Raw genomic sequence first — 25178 nt, 5'->3', positions numbered from 1 at the left:
TTTCAATAATTATATGATGATGGAAAGAGACGATTTTTATCTAAGGCTTTTGCTTCTATCGCTAATTTGGTGAATAAAGGAAATAAACAATGTGGCATGCGCAGGATGCAATCGTATCTTTGATGATAAGACGGAGGCGATAAGAGAAATTAAAGTACTCAAATTAAGTTGACATACTGCCTATCGCTAATTGTAAGCGCATACCATTGAAGCGTTTCAAGAATTGGCAAAGTTACAAATTGTGTACAGAGAGGATTAGGAAAATGAAATTTTCATGGAAAATTATAGGGGTGTTAATGGCAGTAGTTGTACTAAGTCCATTGTTGTTAAACCTTGTCGCACTTGGTGCTCCAATGGTTTCAACTGCCAATGCTACAACCATAGCAAATGACGGAACCCGTAATATCGATTTTAACGATGATTGGCAGTTCTATCTTGCAACACGTACTCCAACCGTCAATACGGGTGGGGTGAAAAACGGATTGCAAGACCCTGTGGGCGCACCTAATACGGCGGAGATTATCAATCCTGCTTTCGATGCCAGTTCATGGAGAACCGTTAATGTCCCTCACGACTGGAGTATTGAAGGACAGAAGGTTTCCTCGAGCAGCAACTCTCAAGGCTACCTGGAAGGCGGTTTGGGATGGTACCGGAAAAACTTTGTTTTGCCAGATACGATGAGCGACAAGAAAATTGCCATTGATTTTGAGGGCGTCTATACGGACTCGATTGTGTACGTTAACGGTAATATGATTGGTGAGTATCCAAGCGGTTATACGGGATTCTCCTATGACATTACTCCGTATCTCACATATGGTGACGATAGTCCAAACATTATTGTAGTTAAGGTACAGAATATGTCCCCTACAGGACGCTGGTATACAGGTTCTGGTATTACTAGACCGGTTCACCTGGTTGTGACTGACAAGACCCGCTTTCTACGAAATGGTATTACGTATACAACTCCTGATCTGGAATCTGCCTATAACGCAGATCACAGCGCAAATGTGGTTGTGAGTGCCGATCTTTATTCTGAAGCTTCCAACGGTGTTGCTCAGATTCGGACCTCCGTCATTGATGCTAACGGTAATGTCGTATCGACTAATACGAGTGATCCAGTTGACTATAATCCTTCAACAAAGCTCACTTTGAACGATAGCCTTCAGGTACCTAACGTCCACCTGTGGTCTACGAACGATCCGTACCTCTACACGATTCGCACAGAACTGATCACCGAGATCAATGGAGGGACAGGTCCTCATGTTGTAGATGCGATGGATACTTCTTACGGTTTCCGATGGATTAAGTTGGCGCACGTTGACACCACCAATGCAAATACAATTGCTAATTCTGGTGGCTTTTATCTCAATGGTGTCTATACCAAACTTCAAGGTGTTGACCTGCATCATGATGACGGATCGCTTGGTGCGGCAGACAACCTTGATGCCGCCATGCGTAAATTCAAAATCTTGAAGGATATGGGTGTCAATGCGTATCGCACATCCCACAATCCTCCAAGCAAACAGGTCATCACGGCCTGTGAACGCCTCGGAATCGTTGTTATTCAAGAGGCCTTTGATGGATGGGGTGCTGCCAAAGCGACATATGACTTCGGAAACTGGTTCTTGACTAATCTCCCTGATGAATGGAAAGGGTCAATAGTTGCTCCGGTTCCTACAACTTCAGGTGCACAATACATGTGGAGCGATTGGGTCATCCAAGAAATGGTTAACCGTGACAAGAACTCACCATCCATAATTATGTGGTCCTTAGGTAATGAGGTACGTGGAGCAGGCACTAAGCCTGCATGGATGGACACTCAATCTATGTATGGCGTAAGTGCATTTAATGAGTATAGTGAATCCATCCGCTTGATGCGTGATGTGCAGGCATTGGATCCTACTAGACCTATTGTTATGGGGGGCGACCAAGAGCGGACACCGCCATCTACCACCTCCAGTCCTTGGGGACTTATCAACAATACGCTAAGTGGTTATGGCCTCAACTACAACACAGCTCAATCCGTGGATGTTTTAATGACCCGATTCCCGAACACGTCCTTTTTTGAGTCCGAATCCTCCTCTCAAACAAGTGCGCGTGGGGTCTATCAGGATCCGACCTTGGTGAATACCGGTGTTAATCAGACTCCAGGTTCTCGCGGGACATCATCTTACGACAATAACTTCGCATCTTGGACGATGGGTAACGAGTATGGTCTTAAGAAAGACCGTGACCGTAAGGCATTTATTGGACAATTCATCTGGTCCGGCTTTGATTACATTGGCGAACCTACTCCATATAGCATTTATCCAGTAGGTGTATCTTCCTTCGGTGCTATTGATACCGCAGGCTTTCCAAAGGATTCCTTCTATCTCTTTAAGAGCCAGTGGAATTCGCAGCCTATGGCGCATATCCTTCCGATGAACTGGACAAATTGGCGTCAGGGCGAGACGGTCGATGTTTGGGTAAACACGAATCAACAAAGTGCGGAGCTATTCTTAAACGGTGTTTCTCTCGGCCGCAAGAGCTTCGACATAAAGACAACGAATTACGGGAAGCAATACTATGAAACAACGGAAGCAACTCAAGATGACAAGCTTAACACAAGCAGCACAAACACAGGCGGCTACCTAAGTCCTAATGGCAGCAGCGGTAAGCTTCATTTCACATGGAAAGTACCGTTTACGCCTGGTACCTTGGAGGTTAAGACTTATGCTAATACGACGAGTAATGTGGTTACAGCGACGGATGTAGTTAAAACGGCTGGCCAAGCGTACACGGTAAGTATGACTCCTGACAAAAATGTAATTACAGCAGACGGCAGAAGTCTTTCCTACATTGAGGCTGATATTGTCGACAAGGACGGAAATATAGTGCCGGATGCAGGCAATTTAGTTAAGTTTGATGTAACAGGCGGTGCTATCGTCGGGGTGGACAATGGCAAGCAGGAGAGCAACGAGCTCTACAAGTGGGGGAATGTTGAGCGCAATACGCACTCCGAACGCAGTGCATACAATGGCAAGGTATTGGTCATTGTTCAGTCCAACAAAGGCCATATGGGTCCAATCACGGTCCATGCATCATTTGATGGCTCTTTGCCAGCACAGGCTACAGTATTTGCTCAAGCGGCAAACGCGACGGGCAACGCCGGCATATTGCCGCTAAATGTTAGCGTTATGAAGGACAGTACGGTTAACCTGCCGTCCAATGTTACAGTTGTTCATGCTGATGGTACGACTTCTCAGTCATCTGTAAATTGGACGAATGTCCCATCCACAAACGTCGTGGGAGCTTTCAAGGCCACTGCGCAAGTAGGCGGTCTCCAAGCAGTTGCTAATGTGAATGTATATGATTTTGCTAATGCTTCCGTTAACCTATCCGTGGCAACTGGAGACATACCGGTTTTGCCGGCACATGTAAAAGTCAACTTTACGAATGGTCTCAGCATTAGCAAGCCGGTAGTTTGGCCTAGTCTTACATTAAGTCAGGTTCAAGCTAGCGGTACCATAACGGTCGAAGGCCAAATTGCTGATCTAACTCATAAAGCAATTGCCACAATCAATGTTTCGAATAACTTCACTCCAAACGTTAATCTTGCTGCTAGTGTAGCAGGTACAGGGTCCCAAGATACTGTTTCGGAAACCGGTCCCATAGCTACGGCGACGTTCACAAACGGAAGCTCATATCCGAATTTAATGTTGGATGGAAATAAGACTAGCGGAGGATGGACCAACAAATACAGCATAGCTGCGACAGCAAATTTACCAGCTGTCAACAAAACACGTCCTTATGAGTTTGTGCAGGTAAATTGGCCTCAACTCAATACCTTTAGTTCTATCAAGCTGTACTTCACCACTGGTGGTACTGCACCAACAACCAATCTTCCGAAATCGTTAGATGTTCAGTATTGGGATGGTTTACATTGGGTTTCTGCAGGTAACCAAAATGTTATATGGGCAACTGCATCCAATCAAGCAAGCGCAGTAACTTTTGACATGGTCACCACGACAAAGATTCGAATCGGTATGGAGAACGCAACTCCGTACTCGGCCAATACCGGCGGTATGGCGATCACCGAGTTAGAAGTATACGGCAACAAGCCTACGGATTCAGGTACAGTTGCATCGAACCAAATCCCTCATTCGCAGATGACGGCATCAGCAACAAGTGAGGAATTGTTTGGCGAAAATAATGCAGCATCCATGGTGCTCGATGGAGATCCAAATACCATTTGGCATACGAAGTGGGATAAGTCTAATCCGCTGCCGCAATCGATCACATTGAATCTTGGCGGTACTTACGACTTGAATAAAATTAAGGTTCTCCCTAGACAAGACGGGCAAGGTAATGGAATGATTACAGCCTACAATGTCTATGCGAGTATGGATGGCATCCAGTACACCGAAGTAATAAGTGGAACTTGGGCTGAAGACGCCGAGGAGAAAACAGCGGAGTTCCCGGTGACGAGAACGTCCTTTATTCAACTGAAAGTAACCGCAGGAGTAGGCGGATATGCATCGGCAGCCGAGATCAATGTATTTAAAGAATCCCCCAAAATACCACAACTTATAAGAATAACAGTGCCAGCTAACCTCACAGGGGTAGCTAACGGAACAGCAAAGTCGGCAGCATCCCTTGGTTTACCTTCTACAGTAGAATTAGTTACTGATTCGGGAAGCAAGAATGCTAATGTGGCTTGGAATGTAGATGCAGCAAGCTATAATCCGGCTGTAAAGACGGAACAGACTTTCACAGTGAATGGAACTGTCACCCTGCCCGTAGGTGTGGTAAATCCAAACAACGTAGTATTGACCACGAGCATCAGCGTGAATGTGCTGCCAACAGCGTTATTGCCTCAGTCTACATTGACAGGTTTACAAGAGGTAACTACCGGCCAAACATTCGATGTAACAATGGGACTTAGCAACGTCACACAAAGCGTATACCAGCAATTGAAAGCTCAGGATTTGACGCTTCACTATGATCCAGCGAAGTTGCAATTCGAATCTGTTACTTCGGTTACAGACGGATTCCAAGTCTATCAAAAGGAGACAGTGCCGGGCCAAATCCGGATTGTGGCTGCCAGTGTGGGCGCGAAAGTATCTTCCCAAGGTGATATGTTCTCAATCAAATTCACGGCCAAATCTCTATCCCAGACATCCAAATCGACCATTTCTGTAGAAAGTGTAGTGATTGCGAACGAACAGGGGAATGAGCTGCAGATCGGCGGAGTCTCCCGCGAGTTGCAAATAAATATACCAAGTACACAGCCTGTAGATAAATCGCTCCTGAATGCGTCGATTGCAAGTGCTCAAGCGAAATACACTGCAGCAGTGGAAGGCAACATAGACGGTCTGTACACGATTGGCTCCAAAGCGCAATTGCAGTCGGCTATGGAATTGGCCCGTGCGACGGTCAACGAACCGAATGCTACTCAGCAGCAAGTGAATAGTGCAAAAGCTACATTGGAAGTAGCGGTTGAAGTGTTTGAAAGCAAAAAAATAACCGCTGATATCAATGGAGGCGGCGTTTCAGTTGGAGACTTGGCTCTCGTTGCAACTGCTTACGACAAACAACGAGGTCAAGCGGGTTGGAATGAAAAAGCAGACGTGAATCATGACGGTAAGGTTGATATTGTTGACCTCGCCATCGTAGCCAAAGCGATACTGCAATAAACCTCTAAACGGAAATAGACGAAAAAAGCAACAAAGGAGTTAAGCACATCAAGCTGCTTAACTCCTTTGTTGCTTTTTAAAATGTATTCTTTAACCATCAAGCGTGCCCCTCTCTCTTTAATCTCTACTTTTGCTACACCCTCCTTGTTTTTCGCCCCAATAGCCCATAATTTTACAAAATGATACCTGGCAATGAGGTTACAGGATAATGATCTGCAACAAAATGGGGTTCGAAAGTGAGAAAAATATCATGAATATGATAGATTCTATCATGTGTTTGCGCTTTCAATAATTATATGATGATTGAAAAAGAAATTTCAACAAAATTCGAGTTGTTATTTCACAAAGAAGAAAGGTGGGGACAATATGTCTACAACTAGAATGCTTCAAATTGAAAAATGTTTAATTTCTAGAGTTTTAGTATCGACGATATTTGTAGTACTATTCACAATGATGTTTCTGATACCACGGACAAATGCTGCTTCAACAAATTATACACTGACATCGGAATTGATAAACGGCGTAACGTATTCGGTTATAACCGTCTCCTACTCCGGAGATGATGCGGGTCCAGCTGTCAATGAAGCGATAGCAGCAGCGAAAACGGCAACAAAACCGGTTATACTTGATTTTCCGGCAGCTACCTATCATTTTAAGGATTCCTCTGCCATTGATGCCCAATACTATATTTCCAATACAACTAATGCTGCAAAAGCGCCTGGAGGTTGGAGAAAGGTTGGACTTTTGTTTAAAGATATCAGCGACTTAACGATACGAGGCAACGGATCGTCTCTGATGTTTCATGGTGTGGTGACGCCGATCGTATTTGATCATGCTGTTAATGTAAAGATGAATAACATCAGTTTTGATTTCAAGCGCCCGGTTATGTCTGAAATAACGGTTGCAGCAGTCGGCAACAATTATATTGATATGAATATTCACCCAGATTCCTTATATAAGGTTGTAAATAATCAGTTGCAATGGACAGGAGAAGTGGACAGCAATGGTAACGCGATTGACAATTGGGTGGCGCGAGGATATGCGAATGTTACTCAAACCCAGGAATACGATCCAATTTCCAAAAAAACGTGGAGAGTTTGGAATGCTCTTGGAAACCCTTCTAGTGTGCAGGATTTAGGGAACAGGAAAGTAAGGTTTACTTACACAAGCGCTCCGAACGTGACAGTTGGCCATACCTATCAAATCAGAAACGACTCCCGCAAGGAAGAAGGAGCTTTTATTTACAGAAGTAAAGATATAACGTGGACAGGGGTGAACTTCTATGCTGCTCCCGGACTAGGCATCGTTGGGCAATATAGTGAAAATCTTAACTTTGAGCAACTGAATTTCGCTCCGAAAACGGGCAGTGGGCGAACGAATGCCTCTATGGCTGATTTTATGCAAATTTCAGGTTGTAAAGGGCAGATAACGGTTAACAACTCGCATTTTTTTGGAGCGCACGATGATCCGATTAACGTTCACGGCACGCATCTGCAGATCGTTGACAAACCGTCTTCCAACCAGATCAAAGTACAGTTTAAGCATAACGAGAGCTGGGGCTTTGACGCATTTGCTGTCGGGGACAAAATTGATTATATTAAAGGCTCCAACCTGCTTGCCAATGGAAGCGCTATAGTAACCGGCGTGACTCGAGTGGACGATTACAATATTCTTTTGACACTGGATCAAGATGTTCCAAGCTCAATTTCAGTCAATACGTATTTTGTAGAGAATGCAACCTGGAATCCAGACGTCACAATCACCAATTCTACTTTCGAATCTATTCCGACAAGAGGAATTCTGGTCACAACCCGCGGAAATGTTTTGATCGATCATAATACATTCAACAGAACGGAAATGAGCGCAATCCTGATTGCTGACGATGCCAACAGTTGGTTTGAATCCGGTATGGTCAGGAACGTGACGATTAGCAATAATACGTTCAACAACCCAGGTAATTCTGTAATCAGCATCGAACCAAGCGCGTCATCAACGAATCCTGATCAAACGGTACACAGCAACATCAGTATTAATAATAATACTTTTTATATGACTGGCGGTACCACCTCCATTTATGCTGGCAGCGTTAACGGATTTAACTTCACGAATAATAAATTTCAGGAAGGCGGATTAAGCCTTACAGCCAAAGGCTCTAAAGCTGTCACCATATCCGGAACTACGTTTGGGGAGAGCGGGATAACCAAAAGTATTACGCTTTCAAATATGTATACGAATACAGATACAATTGACCCATCTCAAGGTTTTACGGTAACACGGACCAATAATTACGTTCCGTTGGGTTCCAGTCCGAATGACATCCCTCAATCGCAAATAACAGCAACTGCTACTAGCCAGCACAGCGGTAACGAAGCAAGTGAAGCGTTTGACGGGGAAAGTTCAACGTTCTGGCATTCCGAATGGGCTCCGATGGCCTATCTCCCACAGTCCATAACGCTCAATCTTGGGGGAAGCTACACGATTTCGAAATTAAGATATCTGCCAAGACAAGATGGTACTGCCAACGGTAATATTACGGGATATACCATTTCTACAAGTACGGATGGGGTTTCTTTTACGAATATGAAGTCCGGTACGTGGGCGGATGATGCTTCTGAGAAAACGGCAACCATCAGTCCAGTATCGGCAAAATACGTGAGATTGACAGCGACGAGCGGGCATGGCGGCTTTGCTTCCATCTCTGAATTAAACATTGAACGTGCAGATATAAAGCTAATAAGCATAACAGCGCCAGCTAACCTCACAGGGGTAGCTAATGGAACAGCAAAGTCGGCAGCAGCCCTTGGCTTGCCTTCTACAGTAGAATTGGTTACCGATTCAGGAAGCAAGACTGCTAATGTAACTTGGAATGTAGATGCAGCAAACTATGACCCGGCTGTAATGGCGGCACAGACTTTCACAGTGAATGGAACTGTCACCCTGCCCGCAGGTGTGGTAAATCCGAACAACGTAGCATTGACCACGAGCATCAGCGTGAATGTGCTGCCAACAGCGTTATTGCCTAAGTCTACATTGACAGGTTTACAGGAAATAACTGTCGGCCAAACATTCGATGTAACGATGGGACTTAGCAACGTCACACAAAGCGTATACCAGCAACTGAAAGCTCAGGATTTGACGCTTAATTATGATCCAACGAAGTTGCAATTCGAATCGGTTACTTCGGTAAAAGACGGATTCCAAGTCTATCAAAGGGAGATTACGCCGGGTCAAATCCGGATTGTGGCTGCCAGTGTGGGAGCGAACGTATCTTCCCAAGGCGATATACTCTCATTCAAATTCACGGCCAAATCTCTATCCCAGACATCCAATACGACCATTTCTGTAGGAAGCGTATTGATTGCGAACGGACAGGGCAATGAGCTGCAGATTGGCGGAGCCTCCAACGAGTTGCAAATAAGGATACCAAGTACACCAGTAGATAAGTCGCTCCTGAATGCGTCGATTGCAAGTGCTCAGACGAAGTACACTGCAGCAGTGGAAGGCAGTGAAGACGGTCTGTACGTGATTGGCTCCAAAGCGCAATTGCAGTCGGCTATCGATACGGCCCGTGTAACAGCCAATAATTTGAACGCCACTCAGCAGCAAGTGGACAGCGCGAAAACAGCACTGGAAGCAGCCATTCAAGTATTTGAAAGCAAGAAAATAACCGCAAATGTCAATGGAGACAGAAGCATCTCTATAGGAGACTTGGCAATTGTTGCAGGGATATTCGGCACAGAACGAGGTCAAGCGGGTTGGAATGAAAAAGCAGACGTGAATCATGACGGTAAGGTTGATATTGTTGACCTCGCCATCGTAGCCAAAGCGATACTGCAATAAAAATTGAGTTAAAACAGCGACAGTCAATGACTTTATTTCTCAGTCATGAACTGCCGCTGTTTCTTTGCTAATTAACAACTTTTGGCATTGGAGGTCTACTTAAAATAATGTCAACACTCCATTAACTATTCGATTCCTTATGAAAGGATTTTTTGTATTCCGTTGGCGTTAAGCCCGTAATGAACTTAAATACTTTGCTGAAGTAGTATTGATTGCTGTATCCGACTAAAGTGGCAATATCTTTAAACATTAGGTTCGAGTCGTCCGTAAGCAATTGTTTGGCTTTGTCGATTCTAATTTGAGTCAGGTACTCAATAGGAGCGATGCCTTTATATTTTTTAAATTCCCTACTCAAGTACGATACGTTCAAGTTCACCCGATCCGCAATGTCGTTGATGGAAATTTCAGCGGACAGCTGCGCCTGAAGGTAGGAATCGACTTGCTCCATGATTTCCTTGACATAATTCGGGTTCGGCTCGGAATTCCCTGGATGAAGAAAAAAGTTCTCAAATAGGAATGAAACATTTCGCAAGAGAGAGGGATAGTCTTTGGAAATTGATATGATTTCATCTAGTTCCAGCTTCAAATCGCTGTCCGTGATACGCTTGTCTACGATTGCTCTGCTGCATGCACTTATTATCTGAAGCATAGATGCTTCTATAGCACTCTGTGTAAAATCGTTTGCTTTCCAACGAGCCATAATGGACTCGATTTCGGTAAAAAACGGCAGCCTCTTCTTAAGCTTGACGAGTGAAACGAGTTTCTGCTCATCAATCGCTTGCTCAAGCCCAGGATCATTCGGCGAGTTTAGCTTCGCGTCCTTCGCAATGACGACACTTGATTTGCCAAATTGCATGTATTTTTGCAAACCAGCTCTTGTCATTTGGTACTCCAGCTTCAAATTAGGGATCTTTGATACCTGGTTGCTAATTGCAACGGTCAGGGGGACTCCCGATGTGGGTAATTTCTCCATCATACAATCAATCATTGTTTGAAAATCTAATTCATTACCATGGCTGCAACTAAATACAACGACTGCTTCATTCATCGCTTGTCCGTCAAGCACCCAAAATGGTTCGAGATCGGGGAATTGGGAATTGAGAAGCGTGGAAAGATCTGTTTGCAGCCAGAAATCATGCAATGGGTTCGCGACATCGATTAGAAATTTGGAGAATGTGCCTGCGCAGATCAGCATAATAAAGTAGCTGTCGTAGGGTAATTCTCCGTGATCAATTGCTTGCGAAGTATTGTTCCAGCTTTTGATCGCATGCGAAAATATATGATATTCCTTGGTTTGCCTGCTTGTAGTTACGCGTTGCACGGCTTTATCTAATACTTCAAAGATCGACTTCTGCGTAACAGGCTTAAGCAGATATTCCGTGACGCCAAGCTGCATCGCTTGCCTCGCATAATCAAACTCCCCGTACCCACTAATGATTATAAATATCGTATCTGGTGCTTGCTCCTTCACTTCGGAAATGAGCTTAAGCCCATCCATACCAGGCATCCGAATATCGGTAAACACAATATGCGGCTTCACCTGTTTAATCATTTGCAACGCGGAAATTCCGTCTGTGAATTCGCCTACGATCCTTAGATCGGGGCTATAATCTTCTATTTTTTTAACAATGCTGCGCAAAATCGGATGTTTATCTTCTGCTACTACTACATTAATCATGATGCGTCATCCTCCAGAGCTTCTAGTTGTCCTTTGATACCAATACGAATCCTGCAACCTCGATCTTCTAAATTATCTATGTTCAAATAAAATGGCTTTCCGTATTGCACCATTAATCTTGCATACGTATTTAAGACGCCTAATCCGCCGATCTTGAGATTCGTTAATAGTTTACCGTGCAGAAAATTGCCCCGATAAGTGGTCATCAGTTGATTGATTTCAATCAATTTGTCAGGCTCAAAGCCAGAACCGTTATCTTCGATGGTCAGTTCCCAAGTATCGTGGGCTACCATTGTGCCGGATATCGATATTTTCCATGGCGGCAGCACCTGCTCGAACCCATGATTTATGCAATTCTCCACGAAGGGCTGCAGCGAAAGCTTTGGTATTTGAATGCTGTTCATTTGTTCGGGAATGTTGATTTCGTATAATAGACTGTTATCATAATGCAGCTTCATAAGTTCCAAGTAGTCGATCGAATGCTTAATTTCGTCAGCTAGCAGGACATTCTTAGTCATAGTCGATGCGGAATATCGCATCATCTGGGAAAGCCTATGACACATATCTGTCGCTACCTCTGCGCCGTTATCTTCGCAATGAACGGCAATCACGCTGAGTGTATTATATAAAAAGTGAGGGTTAATTTGCGCCTGCAGCGCCGAGGAATGCGCCTCCGTTTCCCGGATCCGCGACTCGTATTCACTATTGATGGATACACGTAACTTATCGAACATATCACCAAAAGATTGATTTAGCAGCTTGAATTCGTTATGTTCAGCACTCGTTACTTGTAGGGCGAGGTTGTCTAAACTAACATGTCTTACTTTGCGAATAAGTTGTCTTAGTGGTCTGGTCAGTTTTTGAATGATGAAGTAGTAAACGAGTAGCACAGTCAGCAAGATGAGCGCGCTGGACAACAGAATAATCATTTTGTAGTCGCTGATATTTTGTTGTAGAAGCGTTTCGTCGTCGATTACAACCGTTGTCCACGCCGTATATGCCGATGGATAGGAGCTATATAGAATCGACTGGTTGTCAACAGAGATCTCACCTGTATTCATTCGCTGGTCTTTTATTGCTTTTGCTATCCGTAGTGCCTTGTGCTTTCTTTCCTTTACCTCGTCTTCTAAATATGGAAATACTAGAGATCCGTTTTCGTCTAATACAAGTACTTCTTTTCCGGATTTGTTAATATCAATTGAGCAAACTTTTTCTAACATTTGATAGGGAAGCTGTATTTCAATCATTCCAAAATCCGTATTATACGGCGTACTGAATTTACGTGCCACAGAGATGACGTTCTGGGGAGTAGTCGACCAGTCGTCGAGGTGAGCAGAAATACCCGTAAATAGACGATTGGATGCGAAGCGCTCGTTTACAATTTTCGGATCCGAATATCGAGCAGGAATCTCGTTAACAAGACCTTCATCTCGAATATACGTGAAGAAAATGTTCTTCTCCGGGATGAAAATAATGACCTTATATAAGTCGCTGACTACGCTGTAAATCGCGTTTAAATTGTGAGCCAGCTTCGTTTTAAACAATAATTGCTCAGAAGAATGGCTTTCAGATTCATTGTACAAATTGATCATCATTTCCAGGTTTTCCTGGTTGGTTGTATAGCTAATAGCCGCATTGCCCAGCTGTTTGTACAACATATCGATCTGATCCGATATTTTTTGCGCAGCAGGTGCAAGATTAATCTGATCCGTGTGAACAAGGGTCCGCTTCATATACATAAATAGATAGGATGAGAAGGAAACTATGATGAATAAAAAAATACTGATAAATACAAGGAATACCTTGCCTTGAAATCCGAGTTTATTTAACATTTTCGCAACAGCTCCAGAGAATGAGAATTGGTGTTATTATATCACATATGTAAACGATTAATAGGTCAGTAAAAATAGTATAAACAAGCAAGTCAGATTTCTACATTTATCTAAAAAGGCACGTCCCCTATACTTGGGTTAACGGTGCCTTTACAATGACAACACTTCTTTAGCGCCGAATGATGGAGGGGGCAAAACCAATGAAATTGTTTACAAGAAAAGTATTAACCGTAGCTTTAGCGAGCACTTTTGCAATTAGTTTAACAGCTTGTGGAGGGACTACGAATACAGACGGGAAAGACAGCGCGAAGACACAGAGCGAGCCTGCAAAAGAAACGGTAAAAAAAGAGCCAGTTACTGTTAGTTACCTAGCTGTAACGAGCCAACTGAATTACGGTGGCATTAAAGATTTGATTGCCGCATGGGAGAAGAAAACTGGTAATAAAGTCGATATACAAGCAATTCAAGATGATCAGTACGATAATCTTGTCAAGGCAAAGCTTGCCGGTGGTGGCGATTTAGACATTTTCTTCGGCGCGTATCAAAAATATGATGTAGCCAACCAACTTTTGCAAATTAGCGGAGAAGGTTTCGAATCCAGGTTGAACGACGTTGCGCTTCAATCGATGAAGTATACGGATGGAAAAATTTATGCTTTCCCGGCTCCAATGGGTTTAGCTACCTGGGGGGCGTTCTACAATAAACAGGTTTTCAAGGATTTGGGTCTTTCCGTCCCTAAAACGATGGACGACTTTAATAAGGATCTTGCTGCAATCAAAGCAAAAGGGATTACACCACTCTATTTTTCTGCTAAAGATGGATGGACGATGCTGCAGCACAGAAATGCTGTAAACGGTATTGTTGGTGGAACTGATTCAAGCATATGGGATAAATTAAACAAAAACCAAATCCAATGGAAAGATGTCCCAGCATTCGTAGATCAATATAAACAGGTCGAGGATTGGGTGAAACAAGGGTATATCAATAAGGACTTAACGGCAACTTACGATCAGCAACAACAAGCTTTGGTAGACGGCAAAGCGGCAATTGTTATTCAGGGGTCTTTTATAGATTCCGAACTTATGAAGAAGAAGGCTGATGCTCAGATTGGATTCTTTCCTCTTCCTAACAAAGACGGATCTGAAAAACTTGCTTTAGGCGGCGCAACGCAAGTGTTTATCGCAAAAAACAGCAAGCATGCTGAAGCTGCAAAAGATCTATTGCGATATTTGTCGGATAAAGAGCAGGTGAAGTCTTATTTAGAAAAATCACCTGGTATTAGCCCATTTAAGGACGTGGATGTTTCCGATAAACTTTCTCCTGCCTTTAAAGAAATTCAAGCTGTTGTGAGCGCAGGGAACATTGCAAGACACGGCGACGACGCTTATGTTGTGCCACTGCCTTATGATGAACTTGTGGCAGCTTACACAGAATTGTTAGCAGGCAGAATTACTGCGGATCAATTTGTTCAAAAGCATGGTGACATGTATGTGAAAAATGCAAAAATTGCTAAAATTCCTGGATTTTAATAAGTTGTAAAATAGACGAAAAGAAAGCAACGATACCTGCCATTTTAAAAAAAGAATGACAGGTATCGTTGCCATTAAAGGATTGGTTTGGAGGAGATTTCATTGAATCGATTTTATATTAAAAAGTATTACCCCACTTATTTTCTCATTCCCATTCTATTGGTGTTTACCATATTCTATGTTTCTCCCGCACTCTTAGGGTTGCTGTACTCGATAACAGATGCCAGTATTACAACGTCCGGCATTCATTTCGTGGGGCTGGAGAATTACACCATGCTGTTCAACGAAGGAAACGCATTTCTTATTAGTATATGGAATCAATTTCAATTTGCCTTCTTTGACGCGGTTGGTAAAACCGTTATTGGACTCTTAATTGCCCTACTCTTAAATAAGAAATTCAGAGGTAATAACCTTCTTCGCGCTCTAGTCTACATGCCAATTATGTTCGGCACCATCGTAGTAGGAATTATCTTTAATTATATATTAAGCTCTGAGGGCTTTTTAAACGGTCTGCTCAAAAGCATCGGGCTGAGTTCTTTGGCGAATGATTGGCTAGGCAGTTTCACTCTCGCGTTGTATTCGGTCATTGCAGTTGACGTCTGGGTGGGCGCAGGATGGTCAGTGCTGGTCATTCTTGCTGCATTGCAATCCGTTCCAAAAGAACAGATGGAAAGCGCTGAAATTGACGGAGCAGGCTCAATGAGAAAATTTTTCAGCATTGTCCTCCCATATATCATGCACGCTATTAACCTGAGCTTCCTGTTATCTGTTATTTCGGGACTGAAGGCATTTGATATTATTTATGCCATGACAGGCGGAGGTCCTGGTCATGCAACAGAAGTTATGACGACCTTCTTGGCAAAGTCAATGTCTTCGGGATCCATCGGATATCCTGCCGCCATAAGTGTCAGCCAATTTGTCATTATTACTGTGGTTGCCATGGTCATTAACTATTTCTCCAGTAGAAGGGAGATGGAGTCGTGATAGGAGCTTCAAATAAAAAGAGGATATTGTTTCATTCGACTTTCATTTATGCTTCCGCTCTACTAGTTTTTCTGCTGTACATATTTCCATTTTTGCTCATCTTGTTTAACTCGGTAAAGAATGAAAAGGAATCAAGCATTATGAATTTAAGCTTGCCGTCAGAGTACATGTTCCAAAATTATGTGACGGTTTTTGTTCAAGGCCATATGTTGCAAGGCTTTCTTAACGGAATGTTCCTATCTACTGTCATCACTGTATTGACTGTCCTTTTTTGTTCGATTTCATCTTTTATTATTCAGAGAAACCGGAATTCGTTCTCGAATTTTACTTACAAATATTTACTAGCTGGAATGATTGCTCCCTTTTCATTTATTCCTGCCATAAAGCTTTTGCAATTGCTGCATATGGGCAGTAATTTCTCTGGACTCATCATGGTTGATCTGGCCGGACAAATTCCCTTTTCCATTCTTTTGTATGTCGGGTTTATGAAAGGCATACCGCGTGAATTGGATGAAGCCTCCGTCGTGGAGGGCTGTGGACCTATTCGTTTGTTCTTCCAAATCATTTTTCCGCTATTAAGGCCGGTGATCTCGACCAATATTGTACTTACCTTTACAGCGATTTGGAACGATTTCGGAAATGTGCTATTTCTGGTACCAAAAACAAGCATGTGGACGATGCCGATGAGCGTGTTTAATTTTAAAGGACTTCACTCTTATAATTACGGACTCGTATGTGCATTCATCGTTATTGCGCTGATTCCTGTGCTCATCATTTATTTGATAGCGCAACGATATATTGTGTCAGGAATGACAGCTGGCGCAGTTAAAGGCTAATACAGTGTTTAACCAGGAAGAGGAGATCGATGATGGAGAAAGCGAGAGATACGATCACATTTCGCATCAGTGACTTTGGCATACAACCGAACACTAGTGAAGACGCCTGTGAGGCGATGAGAAGGATACTTCGTGCTGCAGCGGAAGTAGACGAGCACGTCGTCATCCAATTTGAGGGTGGTAGCTATAACTTTTATCATACACATGCATCAAAGGAAGTTTACTTTGTATCTAATACAGCTTCCGAGCTGGAAAATCCGGACAATACGAAAAGTATTGGGATTCATTTGAAGCAAATGTCGAATATAACGATAGACGGCGGCGGGGCGCTGCTTATTTTTCACGGAAAGATGACCCCCATTATTATTGATGGTTGCCAAAATATCGAGATCAAACATGTTTCGGTAGATTTTGAGCGACCAACGATGTCCGAAATGCGCGTCGAAGCGATCCACGATACATCGATGGATTGTGCCATACACCAGGATTCCTGGTACTGCATCGAAAGAGAAAAGCTGGTATGGATTGGCGAGGGCTGGCGTTATTCGTCAGGTCCTTCGCAAGAATTTGATCCTGATTCTAATCGAACTTGGCGAACGTGGAATCCTGCATCGGAGGCCATTCGCGTGGAGGAGCTCGAACCTTTCAAAGTTAGATTCCACTACAAGAAGCCACCCGAAACAACTTTAGGACATATTTTCCAGATGAGAGATGGTATTCGCGACCAGACGGGGACCTTTATCGTTCAAAGTAAGAATATCGTGTTCGATCAGGTGAATTTTGGCTATATGCATGGGTTAGGCGTGGTTGCGCAGTTTTCAGAGAATATTACACTTCAGCAGATTACTTGCGAGCCAAGACGGGGAACGGGGCGAACGGCGGCCGCCTTTGCCGATTTTGTTCATGTATCAGGTTGCAAAGGTAAAGTTGGCATATACAACAGTAAATTTAGCGGGTCGCATGACGATGTCATCAATGTGCACGGAACACATTTGAAAATCATGGAGATGGTTGGCGACAAAGCGTGTGTGGTCCGATTCATGCACCACCAAACGTACGGTTTCGATGCTTTTTATCCGGGTGATCATGTGGATTTTATTCATCGTTCTACGTTAACTGCCATTGGAAGCTGTACCATTCAGAAAGCAAAACAAGTCAACTCGCGGGAAATTTGGCTGGAATTCACAGAACGAATCCCTGATGACGTTTGCCTTGGCGATGTGATCGAAAATGTAAGCTGGAACCCGCAAGTGGAGGTTATTGGGAATGACTTCTCGAGCGTTCCGACTCGAGGCATACTTGTCTCCACCCGGCAAAAGGTCGTCATTCAAAAGAATACGTTCGACGGGATGCAGATGAGCGGCATTCTCATCGCTGATGACGGCGAAAGCTGGTTTGAATCGGGAATGGTACGTGATGTAACCATATCACATAATAATTTTATTAAATGCGGTGACCCCGTCATAAGTGTCATGCCTGAAAATGAAGAAGCTCACTACAAGGATCCTGTGCATCGGAACATTACGATCGAGCATAATTTTTTCTATTTAGACGGAACAGGCCTAGTTGATGCCAAAAGTACGCAAGGTTTGGTGATTAGAGGGAATGTAGTGGCTGGTACTAGCCACGCAGGGAAACCACTGATGATCTTGGAAGCATGTTCGGATGTGCTCATAGAAGACAATAATTTTCCAACGGAAAATCATCGAATGCACATCACCAATATGCCGGTAGAAGCCGTGACAATGGATCCCTTAAGACCACTTATCTTGGAAACAGCGACAAACGAATGAAAAGGTGACTTAATAAATGGGAATGAATGAGCACTCAACGAGCCATACGTTGTGGTACACGAAAAAGGCTTCACAATGGGTGGAAGCATTGCCTATTGGCAACGGTAGACTCGGCGCAATGGTGTATGGAGGTACCGATCAAGAGCGAATCGATTTGAATGAGGATACGTTGTGGTCAGGATTTCCGCGGGATACGAACAATTACGACGCCATTCGGCATCTAAATTCTGCTCGGGAGCTAGTTGCAAATGGTGATTTTAGGTCGAGCGAAAAACTTATAGAACGTCATATGCTTGGTCCCTGGCATGAATCATATATGCCGCTTGGTAGCCTGCTTATTCAACAATTCGGACTTAGTGAGGAAGAGAATTACCACCGAGAGCTGGATTTGCAAACAGGAATATCGACTACTTCATTTATGAGCGAGGGGATTATTTATAAGCGCGAGACGTTCGTCAGCATGCCTGACCAGCTAGTAATCGTAGGATTTAGCTGCTCGAAGGGTGGAAAGCTATCACTTGGTATCAAGCTAGAAAGTCTGCTCCATAGCGCTGTACGAAGTCGAGGTAATAAAGAGCTTATCTTGAAAGGTACGTGTCCGAGCCATGTAGAGCCCAACTATATCGAAGATCATCCGAGTCCGATCTTGTATGAAGAAGGAAGAGGCATCCGTTTTGAAGCGCATTTGCGGGTTTTTACCACAGGAGGGAGTTGTACAGTTAACGGGGAGGGCGAAATCGAGATTCGTGAAGCCGATACCCTATATATGTGCCTGGCTGCCTCAACAAATTTCTCGGAGAGCGGCAAGGAACGTATAGTCGCTGAGAAAGATTTGTCGCGAGTTTGCCGGCAGAAGCTCAATGAAGGAAGTGTTAAAACGTATGCTGAACTGAGAGGGAGACACGTGCAAGACTTCCGGTCTCTAATGGGAAGAGTCAATCTCCAGCTAGAGGAGACGGAATCATCACTGCTTCCAACAAATCTCCGGCTTGAAGCGGTTCGCAGCGGAGCTGAAGATCCGCAGTTTGCAGCGTTATATTTTCATTACGGGCGCTACTTGTTAATGTCGAGCTCACGTCCCGGTTCGCAGCCCACGACTTTGCAAGGCATATGGAATCGGGAGCTTAGGCCACCTTGGGGCAGCAACTGGACGACCAATATTAACGTGCAAATGAATTACTGGCTTGCTGAAGTGTGCAATTTAAGCGAATGCCATGAACCGCTTCTTAACTGGATTCACAGGCTCAGTCTTGAAGGAAGAAGGACAGCAGAGATTCATTACGGCTGCAGAGGTTGGACAGCGCATCATAATGTGGATTTGTGGCTGGATAGCTCACCCGCAAATGGGCAGGCTGTATGGGCGTTCTGGCCCATGGCAGGGGCATGGTTATGCGCACATTTGTGGGAACATTACCTATACACACTGGATCGTAATTACTTGGAGGAAACCGCTTATCCCGTGATGAAAGAAGCAGCGCTATTTTGTTTGGACTGGCTCATACGCGATGAGACGTCTGGCTTACTCATTACGAGCCCGTCAACATCGCCGGAAAATAAATTTATCACAGAGGAAGGCGAACCTTGCGCGGTTGCGAAAGCTTCCACTCTAGATCTTCTCTTAATTCGCCAGTTATTCCAAAATTGCATCGCCGCAGCTGATTTACTTGAAAAGGATTACGAATATAGCGTGGAATTGCAGGACGCACTGTCACAATTATTTCCGTTGCAGATCGGCGGACGCGGACAACTTCAGGAATGGGCCGAAGATTTCGCCGAGTGGGAACCCGGGCATAGGCACTTATCTCACTTGTACGGTTTGTTCCCTGGAGACTTGATCCAGATTGAACGTGATCGGGAACTAGCTGCTGCATGCCGTCGGTCCCTGGAGCTTCGCATGGAACATGGAGGCGGATACACAGGCTGGAGCTGTGCGTGGAATATGGCATTGTGGGCAAGATTGCAAGATGGGGAGAATGCGCATCACTGCTTTACCCAGCTTCTGCGGAGCTCAACCTTTGCGAATTTGTTCGACGGACATCCGTACATGGTAGATACGAGGATCGATTATTCCAAGGACATATTCCAAATCGATGGAAACTTTGGCGCTACAGCGGCAATCGCGGAGATGCTGTTGCAAAGTCATACAGAAGCCATCCACTTGCTCCCGGCGCTACCAGAACAGTGGTCGACGGGGAAAGTTACTGGGCTGAAGGCCAGAGGTGGATTTATTGTAGGGATGAAGTGGTCGGGCGGGAAATTGCTTCTTGCCTCAATAGTGTCCTTGAACGGAGGGGTTTGTCGTATACGCTCCAAAGAAGAGTTGAGCTTTGAAGATTACTCCAGAATGGATGTAAAAGTCCTTGAGGACGGTTATTACAGCGTTGTGTTTACAACTGAGCCCGGACAGCGCTTCGATTTAAAAGCAATCTCACATGGGTAGATAAACTGAATGAAAGAAGGGGGGGATGATAATGTAATAGATGTGTTAAAAGTCTATTGTGTAAGCGTTAACAAAAAGTGGGAAATTAAAAGGGAGGCAACAACATGATTCGCTCACTACTTGCTAAAATTCTAGTGTTATCCTTTGTTTTTACGAGTATCCTATCCATAGGTACCAGCAACCAATCGCAAGCGGCCACGATGCGCCAAGTTGTAGACAATACACACCCTCTTTACTTAATCGGCTACTATTATACTGACGTTGGAACCGTTACTCAGGCATGGAATTCCGTCCCGAATAATCTGAAGCCATACTCCGCCGTTGTACTGATTGCAGAGCATCATATCGATAACACTGATTTGGTGAAAAACTGGATTACGGCTAGACTTAACGAATGTCAGGCTAATGGCATTACTTGTATGGTACAGGCGATGAACGGCGAGACCAGGGAGAGCATGGCGATTCCTATAAGCTGGTTTGAAACGTTGATGCAGACTTACAGCAAACTGATTGGCTTCAATGCCGCCGAATTATACAACTCTACAGGTTGGTTTGGCGAGGCGGACGGGAACCACTCCCAATATGTCGCCGATCTGATAAATATGGTGTCTAAATATGGCGGATATTTCGCCTGGACAGATACGAATATTTTTACCACAAATGGTACTGTTCTTGACTGGATTCAAAATAATAGCAATCTGATTACAGCTATGCGTAACCATAAGGATAATTTTATATTCATGTACAAAGAATCCTTCACAGATAATGCTACTGATGGTTTGGGCCTCGGACTATTTTTGGCGGGTCTTGCCGGCAACTGGGGAGTAAGCCCAGACTGGTGGCATTGGCAGCTTGACGGATCCGGCAAGGTATTCGGTCCGGCCAGCACGAACGACCCATGGAAACAAATTTTCTCTATGCCGGAGACCATGTATGGTATGGACTTGGTCAGAACTGCAAGCGAGGGTGCTACTTGCTTCAAATTTGAGGGATCCTGGTATTCAACTTCCAACAATGGCAGAACGACACCTGCTTTTGATCATTTGGTCGTTCCGCTCCTCAATAAGCTTGTAGATGGAAGCATTCATATTCCGACTAGACAAGAAGTATTGAACAAAAATAAATTCGCCTATATTGGCAAATCAGCTTGGTCTGTGCCGTATATGTCCGATTACGCCGATTTGTATATGAAAACCGGCAGATACGGCATCATCCCGTTGCTTCCAACTAATGTGAACGCGACAGAACTTGCAAATTTCGAAAATACGTCAACAACTCCCAAGGATGAAGCGTATTTCCAAAACTTGTATCCGGAAGAAACGTATAGCACGAATACATTCGCATCCAGAAACGGATCGACCTGGTATTGGATGAACAGCAGTGAAAATACGGACATCTACCAGAGTTCAAAGCTGATTCCCAAAACGAATCCAAGCACGTATTTCTATATCGGTTCCAATCCGCATACGTATGCAGTCATTACAGAGAAAACTGATAAATTCAAAGTTCATCTGAATAATTATCGGGTAAATAAAGATTCAATCTATGACGGGACGGCGTGGGATCAGGACGCCATCAATCAGTATATTTACAACACATATTCTGTAAATCCAAATGATGATACGTTAAGAACGACAAGGATCAGGGTCAATGGCAAGTATAACGGTCAAAAACCGGTGCTGACCATTACGGGTGACAATGGTTTCACTTATACTGATCAGTGGAATGCAGCTACAAGTGAGTATACAGTAACGATCAACCACAATGGTCCTGTTGATCTGGAAATCGCAGCTAACCAGGCAGGATCCGGGCAAATTAATCCTCCTATGGTGATCGAAGCAGAAAATGGCGTATTAAATGGCAATGCCGCAGTTCGTTCATTGTCTGCAGCCTCTGGAGGTAAGTATGTTGGTGATCTTGGCGGCAACGCATCCAATTATGTGGCTCTGAATACCTTTGTAGACAATCCAGGCATGTATAAAATGGATATCTCAAGCATTACCGGGGAGTCGCGATCTTTTAAGGTAAGTGTAAATGGAAGAGTCGCTCAGCAGGTCACTGTTAATGGAACTTCCTGGAGCCAGTTGGCACCTGTTGTATCCCTGTATGTGAATTTGGACGCAGGTAACAATACGATCAAGTTCTATAACGATACCGCATGGGCCCCTGACCTTGATAAAGTCTTGTTGACTAGCAGCAGCTCTGCGCCTGTCACGAGTGTTGAAGGGGAAAGCGGTACCGTAAGCGGCAGTGCGGTAGTGAACAATTCTTCCTTTTCTTCTGGCGGAAAAGTCGTCGGAAACATCGGTAATCATGCATCCAATTACGTAACCTTAAACGCAAATGTCTCAAATGCAGGAATCTATAGACTGAATATTAGCGGTATTGTTTCAGGAAGTAGATCTTTCTATATAAGCGTCAACGGTGGTCCTGGCCAACGAGTCGTCGTAAATGGAACTTCGTGGAGTGCATTAGCTCCAAACGCACCTCTCGATGTTAACCTAAACGCAGGCAATAACGCATTGAAGTTATACAATGATAACGAATATGCGCCTGACCTTGATCGAATTCTGTTAACGCCATAAAAGCAAGACTGTGCAAGATTTCCTACGTAATCGAGTAAAGTGACGGAAGTCAGGTTCTAGTAAGCGATAATAAATTGAATAGACATTACTTGTAGCGGCAGCCCAGAACAGATCACGTTTTGAGCTGCCGCTAACTTATTTTCATTGCAGAGCACCCTAATCTATGAATTTTTCCATACATTTAAATTTAAGGGAATGATTGATGATTGTATAAAGTCATGCTGGTAGAAGATGAGCCACTTGTGAGACTGATCATGTACCAAATTATTGTTTGGAAAGAACTTGATATGGAGATTGTAGCTGAAGCTGAGAATGGCGTGGAAGCTTTGGCTATTTTGCAAAAGCGAAATGATATCGATATTATGCTGTTAGATATTCAGATGCCTAAAATGAACGGAATTGAACTGTTAGGTGCTATTCAATCCATAGATTCGATGAAAAAGCCAATCCCAATTATCATAAGCGCATACAGCGATTTTACTTATGTTCGTGAAGCCTTTGTACTTGGAGCCTTTGATTACATTGTAAAAGCAAATATGGACGAGGAGCACATTCTGCCTGTTCTGCAAAAAGCCCGGCAAATGCTTAAAAGGCTGGATGCTTCGAATGATTTGGAAATAACCCATCAAGTGAATGAAAAAGAAGTTCCAGACAGCGCGGTCGCGCGTCTGCTCAACTTTGAAATCCAATCTAAAGATATGGATTATTCCCGAATCGTTTCTGAAGTGTGTAATTGGCTGGGCGAGATCAATCAAGTAGCTGTTGCGGTGTCGATTTCAAGCACAGGGGAGATGATTTCAAAGAAGGAGATTAAGCAGACGATTAAAACTGAGATGGACTCGGCGTTCTTGAAGCATATCGTTTATGGTGAGGACGCGAATGAAATATTTCTCCTGTTAACAGTTCCGCAGCTTAGAAGTGAAATCGCGATTCGTGAACTTCTTTACACTACGCTCTCATTGATCAAAACTAGACTTGAGCAATATATGAATGTCCGTGTAGCAATGGGAATTAGCGATACCGTTGATGGGAGAAAGCATTGGCAAAGGTTAATGACTCAGGCGAGAAGCCTAGTTTCTTTGTGCTTTTTTGAAGGCTATGACAAGTTCTTTTATCCAGAGAGCGGAATCAAATCCTGCGTGGAAAAAACTAGTGCTGAGCTACGAATGAGTCTAAAAGCGAAAGGCATAGAGGTTGTACGTTTACTTGAGCTGGAGAATGCACCGCTATGGGAGCTTAAATTTGACCAGTATGTAAAGCTATTGAAAGGAAAAACAAGATTTGAAGTTAATGAAACAAGGTTGATACTAACCGATTTCCTGTGGGAGCTTGGCTCATTATTATATACCCAAGAAGTTCAATGGGCGGGCGTGTTTGACCATAGTCATCCATTTGAACAGTTGAAACAATTTCATACACTTGAGGATACATTACAATGGATCAAGCGAGTCTGTTCTGATATTTATCGTTTTATTCATGAGCTAAGCAAAAAAGCATATTCGCCCTATAGTATCGTTGAGAAGGCGAAAGAATTCATTCATCAGCACTATTGCGAGGAATTGAGTCTTGGTATGGTCAGCCAATGGGTTGGGGTTAGTGAAAATTATTTAAGCAGGTTATTTATGAAGAATGTCGGCGAGAGTTTCATTCAATATGTAACGAATTTACGTATCGAAGAGTCTAAGAGATTGTTGAAACAGGGGTATAAAATCATTGATCTATCTGAGAAGATCGGATATATGAATTCGGAGCACTTCAGTCGAGTATTCAAGAAGGTCACGGGTGTAAGCCCGAAGGTTTATAAGGAATCATTTCAGGACGAATAGTGAATCAGGTGCATGTTGCGATAATTGTCGCAATATGCACCTGTATTTGTTTCAGGCTTATTAAGCATTAAAATATCATGTTTTGTTGGAATAATATCATTTGAATGCGCTTTCAAGCAATGTACAATGGTTTCATTTAGGTCATGATTCAAAATACATC

Annotated in this window: 11 protein-coding genes; 9 read left to right on the top strand and 2 right to left on the bottom strand. The window is 43.7% G+C overall.

What is annotated here, in order from left to right; genetic code table 11:
• Window positions 1–296 precede the first annotated feature (296 nt).
• Complete coding sequence (locus L6I86_RS02385; RefSeq protein ID WP_236284313.1) at window positions 297–5675, top strand: glycoside hydrolase family 2 TIM barrel-domain containing protein; 5379 nt, start codon at window positions 297–299, stop codon at window positions 5673–5675.
• A gap of 366 nt (window positions 5676–6041) precedes the next feature.
• Complete coding sequence (locus L6I86_RS02380; protein WP_236284312.1) at window positions 6042–9515, top strand: discoidin domain-containing protein; 3474 nt, start codon at window positions 6042–6044, stop codon at window positions 9513–9515.
• 121 nt (window positions 9516–9636) lie between these two features.
• Here L6I86_RS02380 and L6I86_RS02375 read toward each other — a convergent pair whose 3' ends face one another.
• Window positions 9637–11193, bottom strand: a complete 1557-nt coding sequence (locus L6I86_RS02375) for a response regulator transcription factor (RefSeq protein ID WP_236284311.1) — start codon at window positions 11191–11193, stop codon at window positions 9637–9639.
• Entirely contained in the window at window positions 11190–13025 is a 1836-nt protein-coding gene (locus tag L6I86_RS02370) for a sensor histidine kinase (protein WP_236284310.1), read from the bottom strand. Before L6I86_RS02370 ends, L6I86_RS02375 begins: the two co-directional genes overlap by 4 nt.
• 200 nt (window positions 13026–13225) lie before the next feature.
• Between L6I86_RS02370 and L6I86_RS02365 the strand changes: the two genes are divergently transcribed.
• The 7 genes from L6I86_RS02365 to L6I86_RS02335 all read left to right on the top strand — a co-directional run bounded on the left by L6I86_RS02365 (window position 13226) and on the right by L6I86_RS02335 (window position 25018).
• Window positions 13226–14554 carry an ABC transporter substrate-binding protein gene (locus L6I86_RS02365; protein WP_236284309.1) on the top strand — a complete coding sequence of 443 codons (1329 nt, stop codon included), beginning with the start codon at window positions 13226–13228 and terminating at the stop codon, window positions 14552–14554.
• Between the two features lie 102 nt (window positions 14555–14656).
• Entirely contained in the window at window positions 14657–15538 is an 882-nt protein-coding gene (locus L6I86_RS02360) for a carbohydrate ABC transporter permease (protein WP_236284308.1), read from the top strand.
• Window positions 15539–15678: 140 nt separating this feature from the next.
• Window positions 15679–16374 carry a carbohydrate ABC transporter permease gene (locus L6I86_RS02355; protein WP_236284307.1) on the top strand — a complete coding sequence of 232 codons (696 nt, stop codon included), beginning with the start codon at window positions 15679–15681 and terminating at the stop codon, window positions 16372–16374.
• A 32-nt stretch (window positions 16375–16406) separates the two neighbouring features.
• Window positions 16407–18167 carry a right-handed parallel beta-helix repeat-containing protein gene (locus L6I86_RS02350; RefSeq protein WP_236284306.1) on the top strand — a complete coding sequence of 587 codons (1761 nt, stop codon included), beginning with the start codon at window positions 16407–16409 and terminating at the stop codon, window positions 18165–18167.
• A gap of 22 nt (window positions 18168–18189) precedes the next feature.
• Complete coding sequence (locus L6I86_RS02345) at window positions 18190–20607, top strand: glycoside hydrolase family 95 protein (protein ID WP_236284305.1); 2418 nt, start codon at window positions 18190–18192, stop codon at window positions 20605–20607.
• Window positions 20608–20711: 104 nt separating this feature from the next.
• A complete protein-coding gene (locus tag L6I86_RS02340) occupies window positions 20712–23192 on the top strand; it encodes a glycoside hydrolase family 98 domain-containing protein (RefSeq protein WP_236284304.1) in 2481 nt (826 codons plus the stop codon).
• A 218-nt stretch (window positions 23193–23410) separates the two neighbouring features.
• Window positions 23411–25018: a response regulator gene (locus L6I86_RS02335; RefSeq protein WP_236284303.1), complete on the top strand. Its 1608-nt coding sequence runs from the start codon at window positions 23411–23413 to the stop codon at window positions 25016–25018.
• Window positions 25019–25178: the final 160 nt, after the last annotated feature.

Source organism: Paenibacillus allorhizoplanae (genome assembly GCF_927798215.1).
GTDB classification, from domain to species: domain Bacteria; phylum Bacillota; class Bacilli; order Paenibacillales; family NBRC-103111; genus Paenibacillus_E; species Paenibacillus_E allorhizoplanae.
This window is presented reverse-complemented; position numbering and strand designations above follow the sequence as displayed.

Excerpts from the sequence above, each read along its gene's own strand:
- L6I86_RS02385 (WP_236284313.1), top strand. The coding sequence starts at position 297 with ATGGCAGTAGTTGTACTAAGTCCATTGTTGTTAAACCTTGTCGCACTT.
- L6I86_RS02380 (WP_236284312.1), top strand. The coding sequence starts at position 6,042 with ATGTCTACAACTAGAATGCTTCAAATTGAAAAATGTTTAATTTCTAGA.
- L6I86_RS02375 (WP_236284311.1), bottom strand. The coding sequence starts at position 11,193 with ATGATTAATGTAGTAGTAGCAGAAGATAAACATCCGATTTTGCGCAGC.
- L6I86_RS02370 (WP_236284310.1), bottom strand. The coding sequence starts at position 13,025 with ATGTTAAATAAACTCGGATTTCAAGGCAAGGTATTCCTTGTATTTATC.
- L6I86_RS02365 (WP_236284309.1), top strand. The coding sequence starts at position 13,226 with ATGAAATTGTTTACAAGAAAAGTATTAACCGTAGCTTTAGCGAGCACT.
- L6I86_RS02355 (WP_236284307.1), top strand. The coding sequence starts at position 15,679 with ATGAATTTAAGCTTGCCGTCAGAGTACATGTTCCAAAATTATGTGACG.
- L6I86_RS02350 (WP_236284306.1), top strand. The coding sequence starts at position 16,407 with ATGGAGAAAGCGAGAGATACGATCACATTTCGCATCAGTGACTTTGGC.
- L6I86_RS02345 (WP_236284305.1), top strand. The coding sequence starts at position 18,190 with ATGAATGAGCACTCAACGAGCCATACGTTGTGGTACACGAAAAAGGCT.
- L6I86_RS02340 (WP_236284304.1), top strand. The coding sequence starts at position 20,712 with ATGATTCGCTCACTACTTGCTAAAATTCTAGTGTTATCCTTTGTTTTT.
- L6I86_RS02335 (WP_236284303.1), top strand. The coding sequence starts at position 23,411 with ATGCTGGTAGAAGATGAGCCACTTGTGAGACTGATCATGTACCAAATT.